Here is a 12,186-nt window from a genome sequence, read left to right as displayed (position 1 = left end):
CTGCATCTTCCTTAAATCGCTTGTTAAATGTTATTGAATTCACACCTATAAATTTCTCCCTTGTACTCATTTGACAAAGGTAATACTATTTTCGTTTTTGGGCGGCCTAAACGCCTATACCTATATTATTTAATCTAATGTCAAATTTGATATTGAATTGACATCTTTTTCAATTTACTTATCAGTTACGCAACCTGTTGAGGCGCTCGAAACCGATCTTGCATATTTAAGTAATACTCCTTTTGTAGCTTTCAAATCAGGTTGAACCCAATTGGCTAATCTTTCGGCATATTCTGCGTCAGGAATTTTTAAATTGATAGTGTTTTTTACGGCATCTATTGTAATAATATCTCCGTTTTCAACTAAGGCTAATCCGCCACCATCATAAGCTTCTGGAGTAATATGACCTACAACAAAACCGTGTGAACCACCCGAGAATCTACCATCGGTAATCAAGGCCACTTTATCACCTAAACCAGCACCCATAATAGCTGAAGTTGGTTTTAGCATTTCAGGCATTCCTGGACCGCCTTTGGGACCAACATACCGAATAACGACCACACTTCCGGGTTTGATTAATCCTTTTTCGAGTCCGGGAATTACTTCAAACTCACTTTCAAAAACTACCGCAGTACCTTCGAAATACTCTCCTTCTTTACCACTAATTTTTGCAACACAACCTTCTGATGCAAGGTTTCCGTACAATATTTGGATGTTTCCAGTTGATTTTAAAGAGTTATGTATTTGGTGAATTACTTCTTGACCATCGGTTAAAAAAGGAATATTGGATAAATTTTCGGCCAATGTTTTCCCTGTTACGGTCATACAATCGCCGTGGAGGTAGCCATGTTTTAATAAATACTTCATCACTCCAGGAACGCCACCTACTTGGTGTAAGTTCTCCATGAGATACTTTCCGCTTGGTTTCAAATCGGCAAGCATCGGTGTTCTATCACTAATAGCTTGAAAATCGTTTAATGTTATTTCGATGTCTACTGCGTGTGCCATAGCAATTAAGTGCATTACCGCATTGGTCGAACCTCCAAGTACAGCAACAATCGTAATTGCATTTTCAAAAGCCTTACGCGTCATAATATCTCTTGGTTTTATGTCCTTTTCCAACAGATATCGAATCGCTTTTCCTGCGTCTAAGCATTCTTGTTTTTTATTTTCACTCAAAGCGGGGTTTGATGAACTATAAGGCAAACTCATTCCCAAAGCTTCAATGGCAGATGCCATCGTATTTGCAGTGTACATGCCGCCACAAGCACCTGCTCCTGGACAAGCATTTTTGATCACTCCTTTGAAATCTTCGTCTGAAATATCGTTTTTTAATTTTTTTCCTAAAGCTTCAAAGGCTGATACGATATTAAGGTCTTCGCCTTTCCAATGTCCAGAATGAATTGAGCCGCCGTACACCATTATCGCAGGACGATTGACTCTTCCCATAGCGATTAAGGCTCCTGGCATATTTTTGTCGCAACCCGGAATGGCAATCATTGCATCATACCATTGTGCTCCCATAACCGTTTCGATTGAATCGGCGATGACATCACGAGAAACCAAAGAAAAACGCATTCCTTCTGTTCCGTTTGAAATACCATCGCTTACTCCAATAGTATTAAATATCAAACCAACTAAATCCGCATCCCACACTCCTTTTTTGACATCTTTAGCCAAATCATTCAAGTGCATATTACAAGTATTGCCTTCATAACCCATACTTACAATACCTACTTGTGCTTTTTTCAAATCTTCTTCAGTCAATCCTATTCCATAAAGCATAGCCTGAGCAGCAGGTTGTGTAATGTCTTGGGTAATCGTCTTACTGTATTTATTTAACTCCATTATTTAATTTATTTTTTAAATTTTGTATTAATTTCTTAACAACTCACTTTCGATTTTACTTGCTTCGATAATTTGGTGAATATCTGAATCTAAAACTTCTTTTTTGATATCAGCAAATTTCAAGAATTCAGCATAGACAAGATCCAATTGTACTTTTGTCAATTCATAACCCACTTTCTTTGCTCTGTAAGCCAATGCTGCTCTACCACTTCTAGCGGTAAGAATAATGGAAGATTCATTGACGCCCACTTCAAGCGGGTCCATAATTTCGTAGGTTTCTCTATTTTTGATAACACCATCTTGATGAATTCCTGAACTGTGTGAGAAAGCGTTTGCTCCTACTATAGCTTTATTAGGTTGCACAATCATTCCCATACTTTCAGAAACCAATCGGCTCATTTCATTTAATTGACGCGTATTGATGTTCGTATCTAAATTCAAATAAGGATGTTGCTTTAAAATCATTACTACTTCTTCCAAAGCAGTATTTCCGGCTCTTTCCCCTATTCCATTAATAGTACATTCGATTTGTCTTGCTCCATTGATAACACCCGAAATAGAATTGGCAGTTGCCATTCCCAAATCGTTATGACAGTGACAAGAAAGGATCACGTTTTCGATTCCTTTTACATTTTCTTTTAGGTATTTTATTTTCGCACCATATTCTTCAGGTAAACAATATCCTGTGGTGTCTGGAATATTCAATACTGTTGCTCCAGATTTTATTACTTCTTCGCAAACCAATGCTAAGAAATCATTATCGGTTCTACCAGCATCTTCTGCGTAAAATTCTACGTCTTCAACATAGGACTTCGCATAAGAAACAGCATACTTCGCACGAGCAATAATATCTTCTCTTGTTGTATTTAGTTTGTGTACTATATGTGAATTTGACGTTCCAATTCCGGTATGAATACGAGGTCTTTTTGCGTGCTTTAATGCGGCTGCAGCAACATCAATATCATTTTTAACAGCTCTTGTGAGTCCGCAAACTGTTGCGTTTTTTACAATTTTACTTATTTCAGAAACGGATAAAAAATCTCCGGGACTCGAAACAGGAAAACCAGCTTCAATAATATCTACTCCCATTTCGTCAAGGCGATTCGCTATCACTAGTTTTTGGTTCGTATCTAATTTACATCCTGGGACCTGCTCACCATCTCTTAAAGTGGTATCAAAAATTTGGACTTTGTCTCTATTCATTTTAAAATATTTAATGTAATTTCACATCTTCGAACAAAAATAGATTTCATTATCGTATAATAAAATTCATTTTTGTGAATTATACTGTTTATAAGACCAGTAAATACTTTGCAATATACTTATAAACAACACATTACAACACTATATTTTACAATGGCTAACCATCAAAAAGATTCTTTATTTGTATTAATTAAATCCCTTTCGAAGTCTGAAAAAAGACAGTTTAAGATTTTTGCCAGTCGTTTGGAAACCAGTTCGAATACAAAATTCATCGAATTGTTCAATATTTTAGACAAATCAGAGGCTTATGACGAGAAGAGCATTCTAAAAAGTGGGATTATAAAAAAAATACAATTATCCAACCTTAAATCCTATTTGTACAAACAGATTTTGGTCAGTATTCGTTTGAATATTCCTAGCCAAAACATTCGCTACCAATTGCGAGAGCAAATCGATTTTGCTACCATTCTTTACAATAAAGGTTTGTACAAGCAAAGCTTGAAAATTTTGGATAAAACCAAACAAATTGCTTTAGAAAACGACGAAAAATATATGGCGTATGAAATTGTCGAGTTCGAAAAACTTATCGAATCGCAGTACATCACCCGCAGTATTCAAGGTCGCGCCGATGAATTGGTCATTCAAGCCAAAGAGTTGAATTATAAAAACACCATTTCGAGCAAATTATCGAACTTGTCACTACAATTGTATGGCATTATGCTGAAAATGGGTTACGTGCGCAGCGATGAAGAATACAAATATATCGATGATTATTTCAAGAAACACATTTCAAAATTCGACGAGAAAAAGTTTGGTTTTCGCGAGCGATATTGGTATTTCAATGCCAATCTTTGGCGCAGCTTTTTGGTTCAAGATTTCTTGTCTTGCTATAAATTTTCGCATAAATGGGTAACGCTTTTTTATGATAATAGGAATATGATTTTCCTCAATCCAGTATTTTTCTTGAAAGGAAATCATTATTTATTGGAGTCACTATTTATGTTGAAATACAAAAGCAATTTCAAAAAATACCTCGAAATGCTTGAAGAAACTATCGCTGATCCACAATTTCCGGTGAATGATAATATTACTTCTTTGTCGTTTTTGTACGTGTACAATAACAAACTAAATTACCATATTATGGAAGGAACTTTTGCTGAAGCAGAATACCTGATTCCGGAAGTTTTAGATAAAATTAATTTGCACAGCGAGCATTTAGATGAGCATCACGAAATGTTGTTTTACTACAAAATTGCCTGTATTTATTTTGGTAACGAAAAATACAATGACTGTGTGTTTTATCTTGAAAAAATCATCAACAACAAAAACTTGTATGTTCGAGAAGATTTGGCTTGTTTCGCTCGATTATTGTGCTTGATTGCGCATTACGAATCTGGCAAAGATTTCAACTTGGAAAATCAGTTGGTTAGTACTTATAAATTTTTAATAAAAATGAACGATTTACACGAAGTACAAAAGGAAATCATTCGCTTTTTGAAAAAACTGAGTACCATCTACCCTAGCGATATCAAAAAAGAGTTCATCAAAGTGAAAGAGCGTTTTGTCGAACTGGAAAAAAACACCTACGAGAAAAGAGCCTTCCTCTATCTAGACATCATTTCTTGGCTGGAAAGCAAAATCGAGAACCGAAAGATCAGCGATATTATCAAGGAAAAAGCGAAGTTGAATAATAGATAGATTTTTCGTTTCAAACAGTAAAAAACCGCAAATTCTCAAATTATACAATCTTATACAATTTGCGAATTTGCGGTTTTTTTTATTCTTGTTTTTTATTACTTGGCCAACATCAATTCCTTGATATATTTAACTGGCGCACTTCCATAACTCAGGAACTTTTCGTGAAAGGCTTTTAAGTTAAATTTGTCTCCCTCTTTTTTCTTCAACATTTCTCTTAATTCATAAATTTCATTGAAACCAGTATAATACGAGCACAATTGTACTTGACTTAATGTGGCGCGTTTCCATTTGCCATCAGCTTCGGCTTGTTGCTGAAATCCTTCAGTAATCATCATTTTGATAGCGTCTTCTTTCGACATATTTTTAGTATGAACACTGATATCTAAAATGGTGTTACAGGTTGCTCTTAAATGAAATTTATTGTACATCAACCACATCTCATCCGAATTTTTGTATCCGCTTTCCAACATCATTTTTTCGGTATAAACTGCCCAACCTTCGATCATCGCTCCATTTCCAAAAACAGATTTAATGATGCTTGGCGATTGATTGCTGTAAACCAATTGCGTATAATGTCCTGGTACAGCTTCGTGAATGTTCAAAATTTGCAAGATATAATCGTTGTATTCCCTTAAATAACTTTCCGCTTTTTCAGCTGACCAGCCGTTCATACTTCCTACATTATAATAGGTGTTGGCATTCTTGTCATAAGGCCCAGGAGCCGATATAGATGCACCTGCGACACCCGCCATATAGTCGGGTTCTTTGCGGACAACAAGAGGTTTTGATGGGTCAATGTACAGCAAGTCTTTGGCTTTTACAAAAGCAGTCAATTCAGGAATTTGTTTTTCTATTTCCGATTGAAATTTTTCTGGTGTGGTATGTTGCAACGAAACTTTGTCAATCACTTGTTTGATTAGTTCTAATTTGTCGGCTGGTTTTACAGCTGAGCCCATATACTTAGACCATAATCTGTTCGCAAGAGTAAACATTTCAGCGTGTAATTCCTTTTTATGTGCTACTGCTTTTTCAAACATTTCCTCCGAGGTGTATGCAGATTGAATGTCAAAATTGAATTTCTTGGCGTACAAATCTTCTCCTAACCTGAAAGATCTAGGAGTTTTGTTATCTAGTTTTGTCAACCAATCCGCATAATTTTTAATAGAAGCAACAGCCAATTTTGATTTGTCCAAGATTGATTTTTTCTCTGTTTCTGATAATTTGCTTTTTGCCAAAGCATTAACCAAGTCGGTTTCAAAAACAGAAAGTCCGCCTAAATTTTGGTCAATCGCAAGTTGTGTATGTTCTATCGTTGGGTTTTTGATGTTCTTCTTAGCCGCTTCGTAAACTGCTGGAACATTTTTCATTTTCAAGTTGAAATTTCTCAATCGGTTGTCTAATGAGTCATATTTGCCATTCAAGATTTCGGCAAAAGGGCCGCAAACATTATATTCTGATGGATTCCATTCGAATGATTTCAATTCATTGATACTGTAAATTGTGCTTTCTAATTGATTTTTAATCATATAGAAATCGGTTTTATTATTGTCTGAAAGATTATCCAAACTATAATTTTTTAACGAATCTAGATTTGCATTGGTAAAGTCAAGTTGCTTGGTGCGAAAAGCTGAATCTGGAACAATGAGAACACTGTCCAGTTTGTGATATCCTTGACTAGCCGCATAATCTGGATTCAATTCCCAAAAAGAAACCAAAAATTGGTCTTTATACTGTTCAAATTTTTTGTTCATGTCTGCACTATCTGCAGATTTGCCGTTTTTATTGCAGGAAATGAGCAAAAGAACAGACAAGATGGGCAAAATTAAATTTTTCATAAGGGTTTCTATTTTAATTGAAGTATAAAATTAGCCGCGACCTGCATTAAATAACGTATCGTTGATTAATATTTTAATAATTCGAACAAATCTTTTTCAAACCTTCCTTTCGATAAATACTGATCTTCCAAAGCTTTGGTAAACGGAATGGGACTGTCTAAACTCGCCACACGTTTCACTGGTGCGTCCAGATATTCAAAACAATTTTCCATAATCAAAGCTGAAATATCGCTTGCAATGCCTCCAAACATAGAGTCTTCCTGTAAAATAATTGCTTTTCCTGTCTTCTTCACCGAAGTGTAAATAGCTGCTGTGTCCAAAGGCTGTAAGGTTCTTAGATCCAATACATCTGCTGAGATTTCAGTATGATCCGCCAAAGTCCCCAATGCCCAATGCACCGCTGCGCCGTATGCAATAATCGTTATTTGATTGCCCTCTTTGACTAATGCGGCTTTTCCAAGTGGAATTGTATAATAATCCGTTGGTACCTCCTGGTGAATGCTGCGATACAATTGTTTGTGTTCGAAAAACAAAACCGGATTCGGCTCGTTGATGGATTCGTTCAATAATCCTTTGGCATCGTACGGAAACGCTGGATATACTACTTTTAAACCGGGTGTTTTGGTAAACCAAGCTTCGTTGGTCTGCGAATGAAAAGGGCCTGCTTGGGTTCCCGCACCGCAAGGCATTCGGACAACAACATCGGCTTTTTCTTGCCAACGGTAATGTGATTTGGCTAATAAATTGACAATCGGATTGAATCCTGTCGAAACAAAGTCGGCAAACTGCATCTCAACAATCGCTTTACATCCGTTGATGGACAAACCCATTCCTGCTGAAACCACAGCGCTTTCACAAATGGGTGTATTGCGAACTCTTTCTTTTCCAAAAAGAGCCACAAAGCCATCGGTAATTTTGAAGGCACCGCCATATTCAGCGATATCCTGCCCCATAATAACCAAGTTCTCATAGCGCTCCATCGACTGTTTTAAACTACTCGAAATGGCATCTATAAAACGGATATTCTCTGTTTTATCTTTAGGTTCAATGTATTGGTAATCAAATGGTTTGTACACATCATTTAATTCGTCTTCATAAGTTGCTTCAATCTCAGGTTCTGCATTGGCAAATGTCCAATTTTCGTCAATTTCATTCTTGAGTTCGGTTCGCAACTGAGCATCAAATTCATCTGAAAGAATCTGCTTCTCTTTCAAATAATTCCTATAATTCTCGACAGGATCTTTGACAGCCCATTCGTTCATCAACTCCTGAGGAACATATTTGGTACCACTCGCCTCTTCGTGACCACGCATTCTAAAGGTTTTGAATTCTAATAAAACGGGACGCGGATTGGCTTTGATTGATTCTTTCAATTCGGATAATGTATTGAAGACTTCAAGAATGTTATTTCCGTCGATAATGTGGCTTTCCATGCCATAACCGATGCCTTTGTCAGCAAGATTTTCGCAACGAAACTGCTCATCGGTAGGTGTCGAAAGCCCATAACCATTGTTTTCAATGATGAACATTACTGGCAATTCCCAAACCGCTGCAATATTCAAAGCTTCGTGAAAATCACCTTCGCTTGTGGCTCCTTCCCCTGTAAATACAGCAGTAATTTTACCGTTTTGTTTTAGTTTATTCGCCAAAGCAATTCCATCGGCAATACCCAATTGAGGACCCAAATGCGATATCATTCCGATGATATGAAATTCCTGTGTGCCAAAGTGAAAACTACGGTCACGCCCTTTTGTAAACCCATTGGCCTTGCCTTGCCATTGCGAAAAAAGACGGTTTAAGGGGATATTTCGTCCTGTAAAAACCCCTAAGTTTCGGTGCATCGGTAGAATGTATTCATCAGCATCCAAAACAGCTGTAACTCCAACTGAAATCGCTTCCTGACCAATTCCTGAAAACCATTTGGAAACCTTTCCTTGACGGATCAGAATCAACATTTTTTCCTCGATGAGTCTTGGTTTCAGTATTCTTTTGTATAAATCTAATAATTGGTCGTTGCTATTATTTTTGCTGTTGAAAGTCATGTAATTTGCATTTTATAGAGCTTCAAAAGTATAAAAAAATAACAGATTTACCTTGTTTTGTTATATTTTTTATTAATGTGAATTATTTATTTAACCCATTTGAAATCATATTGTAAATTTAAATATATTTATAAAAAATTATAATTTAAAACTCATGAAAAAGAAACTTCTTATTTTATCAATGCTTTTAGGCGTATTTACATTTTCAAACGCTCAAAGTATGGGCGACCTTACTAAAGCTGCAAGTTCTGCAACTAGTCAAGCTGCAACAGCTGCTACAAAATCATTTGATGTTGCTGGGATATCTAATCAAGTAATGGGATATTTATCTCCTACTCTAAAAATTTCTGATGCCCAGAAGCCAGCTGTAAACTCTTTAGTCAACGAATTATTAAACAAAAAGAAAAACATTTTACCAACTGCACTTACGGATAAAGCCGGATATGCATCAAAAATGACTGGAATTAGAAATTTATTTCCAACTAAAATGAAAGGAATTTTGAATGCAGGTCAGTATACTCAGCTGCTTGGTTTGTTACCAAAGTCAGCAACTTCAAAATCTCCTTTAACTCAAATGTTGTTTTAGTATTTGTTTTAAATGACTTCATTATATAAAAAAAACCGAGACTCCGTTTCGGTTTTTTTATATCTAGTTATTCGATTTGTATAATATATTCAGATTAAATTTGCAATAAACCGCTTGTTATGGAAATTCAAATCGAAGCCTTACAGATTGCCGAATTTTTTAATATCAAGAAATTTCGTGCTGAGTTTCGTGCCGAAGCTTTTTCTGGTTCCACTTCCGAAGTTTTTTATGCCCTGACGGAAACCAATCGTTATTTGTATGTTTTTGATTATGGCGTGGTGGTTTTTGCTAATTACGATCCTGTGTCCAAAAGTGAATTCATACAATTCATAAAAAATTACGCCACAAAAAATGTTGATTTAGATTTATCTGAAGAATACAAAATCAAAACAGAAGAAAATCTGAACAAGGTTGTGGTTAAAAACGATTATGTTACGGTTTCGCAAATAGACTCATCCCTATTGCGAATCGTGATGCTGAATATTGGTCAATCGGTAGCTTTAGAATATTACGAAGTCTTGACAGACGAACTCATTACTTCCTCAAAGCACTATATTTTAGAATTAGAACATCACGGAAAATTGAGTATTTCTAAAACTAACTTGTTGAAATACATTGGCAAAGTTTTGAATGTCAAAAATAGTATTGTAGATAATTTGTATATTTTGGATGACCCTAATTTAGTTTGGGACAATGAAGAATTGAATCTGCTGAACCGCAATCTCAAGACTAATTTTGACATTAATCCCAGATTTAAGGATTTAGATTATCGTTTGCAAATTGTAGAAAACAACCTAACCCTTTTTACCGATGTTTTGAATGTTCGTGAGAGTTCAAGGCTAGAATGGATTGTGATAATTTTGATTGCGATAGAAATTATTATAGCTCTTTTCTTCCATTAAACATTTCGAAAATTTGTTACTAAATACAAAAAGAGAATGTCGTTTAAAACATTCTCTTTAAAAATTTCTAGAAATAAGATTTAATCCTTCACTCCTAGTTTGTTCAAAATATCCTCCATCAAACACCATTTGGTGATAGAAGATTGCAACAAATTGGCGCCCACAAATGCAGTAAACCACAACCAATTTTGGTTTACATAAATGGCTAAAAGTAAGCTAATCAGTATAAACGTTCCTGCTACTGCTCTTACGATTCTGTTTTTCATATATTTTTATTTTAGATTAATAAATTTAGTTACTACATCTTTCGATGTTCAGCACGGCAACGTGAATATTTGATTTTGAAACTTGCTCTGTATTAAATTCTTTCACCATATCGAAAAGCCCATCTACTTTTTCTTCTTTTACAAAAGCATAGAACAAAATCGATTCCGTTTCCTGCATATTGGTGGCAAACCAATTGGCTTCCAAAGCATCTTCTGAATTGTCTTTAAATCCTTTTACATCTTTGTATGAAAAGGATTTAACTTGTACTTTTTTAAGGATTTGCTTGATGTCTTTTTCAAATTCTCGGACTGCGGTTATTAGTAATAGTTTCATATTTTTTTGTTTAAAGGTTTAAGATTGTTTAAAGTCTAAAGTTGTTTGCACTGTTACTGAACACTGAAAAACTGATCACTGAATACTAATTTTTCTCCCATTTTTTTCTTTCCGTGATATAATAAATAATTGGCACAACCAACAAGGTCAAAACAGTCGAAACTACTGCTCCAAACACCAATGAAATAGCCAATCCTTGAAAAATTGGATCGAATAAGATAATCGATGCTCCAATAACTACCGCTCCTGTTGTCAATAAAATCGGTGTGGTTCTAACTGCTCCTGCTTCGATAATCGCTTGTTTTAATGCCACGCCTTCATTGAGTCGGATTTCGATAAAGTCAATTAGCAAAACCGAATTTCGAACCATAACTCCTGCCAAAGCAATCATTCCAATGAAAGAAGTCGCCGTAAAATAAGCGCTCAATAACCAGTGTCCAAACACAATTCCAATCAACGAAAGTGGAATCGCCAACATCATCACCATCGGTGTTTTGAAGTTTTGGAACCAACCCACAATCAACATATAAATAATCACGATTACTACTAGGAATGCGACACCCAAATCACGGAAAACTTCCAATGTGATTTGCCATTCGCCATCCCATTTTACAGTAAAATCACTTTCATCCGTAGGTTGCTCCATATACAATTCATTGACTTTATAGCCTTTAGGCACATTCATTTTGGTCAATTTCTCATTCATTCCCAAAATAGCATACACAGGACTTTCTAAAGCTCCAGCCATGTCGGCGGTTACATAAACCACTCGTTTTTGGTCTTTTCTGTATATGGTTTTCTGCAAGGTGTCTTGAACCACTTTTACCAAATCACTCACCGGAATCATATTCCCTTGAATGCCTTTGATTTTCAGGTTTTGAATGTCTTGCAAACTCGTTTTATCTTTGTCGTCAAGCGAAAGCACAATGCCCACATTGTCATTCGAATTCTCGTCGTATAAATTCGAAACGGGATATTCTTTCAACAAATACGTCAGATTCCCGACTACTTGTTGTGGCGCAATTCCGTTTAGCATTGCTTTTTCTTTATCGACTTCCAGTTTGTATTCGGTTTGGTTGTCTTCAACCATCCAATCAATATCCACAATATCCGAAGTATTTTCCAAAATCGTTTTTACCTGATTCGCCACTTTGATTTGTTCCTTGTAATCTGGTCCATAAATCTCGGCAACCAAAGTCGATAAAACTGGCGGTCCAGGCGGAACTTCAATAATTTTTACATTCGCACCATATTTCTTGGCAATTTTTTGAATATCGGGACGCATCAATTTGGCGATGTCGTGACTTTGTAAATCACGGTCTTCTTTGTGCAACAAATTCACCTGAATATCCGCCATATTGCTACCACCACGCATATCGTAATGACGCACCAAACCGTTGAAAGTAATTGGAGCTGAAGTGCCAATATAATTCTGATAATTCACCACTTCGGGTTTGGTCGAAAGATATTGC

The 12,186-nt window shown here is 35.9% G+C and carries 10 protein-coding genes; 3 read left to right on the top strand and 7 right to left on the bottom strand.

The features are described 5' to 3' along the window. Window positions 1–174 precede the first annotated feature (174 nt). Both ilvD and ACIQ1E_RS11830 read right to left on the bottom strand, forming a co-directional pair. A complete protein-coding gene (gene ilvD, locus ACIQ1E_RS11835; RefSeq protein WP_396171512.1) occupies window positions 175–1,848 on the bottom strand; it encodes a dihydroxy-acid dehydratase in 1,674 nt (557 codons plus the stop codon). 27 nt (window positions 1,849–1,875) lie between these two features. Then, window positions 1,876–3,051, bottom strand: coding sequence for a 2-isopropylmalate synthase (locus tag ACIQ1E_RS11830; RefSeq protein ID WP_396171511.1), 1,176 nt, complete (start codon window positions 3,049–3,051; stop codon window positions 1,876–1,878). 153 nt (window positions 3,052–3,204) lie between these two features. Here ACIQ1E_RS11830 and ACIQ1E_RS11825 point away from each other — a divergent pair, with 153 nt between their 5' ends. Next, entirely contained in the window at window positions 3,205–4,749 is a 1,545-nt protein-coding gene (locus tag ACIQ1E_RS11825; RefSeq protein WP_396171510.1) for a hypothetical protein, read from the top strand. A 95-nt stretch (window positions 4,750–4,844) separates the two neighbouring features. Here ACIQ1E_RS11825 and ACIQ1E_RS11820 read toward each other — a convergent pair whose 3' ends face one another. Both ACIQ1E_RS11820 and ACIQ1E_RS11815 read right to left on the bottom strand, forming a co-directional pair. Further along, a complete protein-coding gene (locus ACIQ1E_RS11820; protein ID WP_396171509.1) occupies window positions 4,845–6,584 on the bottom strand; it encodes a DUF885 domain-containing protein in 1,740 nt (579 codons plus the stop codon). Between the two features lie 65 nt (window positions 6,585–6,649). Beyond that, window positions 6,650–8,626 (bottom strand): thiamine pyrophosphate-dependent enzyme, encoded by a 1,977-nt coding sequence (locus ACIQ1E_RS11815; RefSeq protein ID WP_396171508.1) that lies wholly within the window; start codon window positions 8,624–8,626, stop codon window positions 6,650–6,652. Window positions 8,627–8,780: 154 nt separating this feature from the next. Between ACIQ1E_RS11815 and ACIQ1E_RS11810 the strand changes: the two genes are divergently transcribed. Both ACIQ1E_RS11810 and ACIQ1E_RS11805 read left to right on the top strand, forming a co-directional pair. Further along, on the top strand, window positions 8,781–9,212 hold the full coding sequence (locus tag ACIQ1E_RS11810) for a hypothetical protein (RefSeq protein ID WP_396171507.1): 432 nt from the start codon (window positions 8,781–8,783) through the stop codon (window positions 9,210–9,212). Between the two features lie 119 nt (window positions 9,213–9,331). Then, window positions 9,332–10,114 carry an RMD1 family protein gene (locus tag ACIQ1E_RS11805; RefSeq protein WP_396171506.1) on the top strand — a complete coding sequence of 261 codons (783 nt, stop codon included), beginning with the start codon at window positions 9,332–9,334 and terminating at the stop codon, window positions 10,112–10,114. Between the two features lie 80 nt (window positions 10,115–10,194). Here the strand turns inward: ACIQ1E_RS11805 and ACIQ1E_RS11800 are convergent, their stop codons facing one another. The 3 genes from ACIQ1E_RS11800 to ACIQ1E_RS11790 form a co-directional block, all read right to left on the bottom strand. Further along, complete coding sequence (locus ACIQ1E_RS11800) at window positions 10,195–10,380, bottom strand: DUF2892 domain-containing protein (RefSeq protein WP_396171505.1); 186 nt, start codon at window positions 10,378–10,380, stop codon at window positions 10,195–10,197. A gap of 25 nt (window positions 10,381–10,405) precedes the next feature. Further along, complete coding sequence (locus ACIQ1E_RS11795; RefSeq protein ID WP_396171504.1) at window positions 10,406–10,714, bottom strand: hypothetical protein; 309 nt, start codon at window positions 10,712–10,714, stop codon at window positions 10,406–10,408. A gap of 85 nt (window positions 10,715–10,799) precedes the next feature. Continuing rightward, window positions 10,800–12,186, bottom strand: a 1,387-nt coding sequence (locus ACIQ1E_RS11790) for an efflux RND transporter permease subunit (protein WP_396171503.1), incomplete at its 5' end; no start/stop codon positions are given.

The sequence above is a fragment of the Flavobacterium sp. genome, assembly GCF_044348915.1.
In the GTDB taxonomy this organism is placed as follows: domain Bacteria; phylum Bacteroidota; class Bacteroidia; order Flavobacteriales; family Flavobacteriaceae; genus Flavobacterium.
This window is presented reverse-complemented; position numbering and strand designations above follow the sequence as displayed.

What these genes read in the sequence shown, in the direction of transcription:
- ACIQ1E_RS11825 (WP_396171510.1), top strand. Translation starts at nt 3,205, where the DNA reads ATGGCTAACCATCAAAAAGATTCTTTATTTGTATTAATTAAATCCCTT.
- ilvD (WP_396171512.1), bottom strand. Translation starts at nt 1,848, where the DNA reads ATGGAGTTAAATAAATACAGTAAGACGATTACCCAAGACATTACACAA.
- ACIQ1E_RS11805 (WP_396171506.1), top strand. Translation starts at nt 9,332, where the DNA reads ATGGAAATTCAAATCGAAGCCTTACAGATTGCCGAATTTTTTAATATC.
- ACIQ1E_RS11810 (WP_396171507.1), top strand. Translation starts at nt 8,781, where the DNA reads ATGAAAAAGAAACTTCTTATTTTATCAATGCTTTTAGGCGTATTTACA.
- ACIQ1E_RS11830 (WP_396171511.1), bottom strand. Translation starts at nt 3,051, where the DNA reads ATGAATAGAGACAAAGTCCAAATTTTTGATACCACTTTAAGAGATGGT.
- ACIQ1E_RS11815 (WP_396171508.1), bottom strand. Translation starts at nt 8,626, where the DNA reads ATGACTTTCAACAGCAAAAATAATAGCAACGACCAATTATTAGATTTA.
- ACIQ1E_RS11820 (WP_396171509.1), bottom strand. Translation starts at nt 6,584, where the DNA reads ATGAAAAATTTAATTTTGCCCATCTTGTCTGTTCTTTTGCTCATTTCC.
- ACIQ1E_RS11795 (WP_396171504.1), bottom strand. Translation starts at nt 10,714, where the DNA reads ATGAAACTATTACTAATAACCGCAGTCCGAGAATTTGAAAAAGACATC.
- ACIQ1E_RS11800 (WP_396171505.1), bottom strand. Translation starts at nt 10,380, where the DNA reads ATGAAAAACAGAATCGTAAGAGCAGTAGCAGGAACGTTTATACTGATT.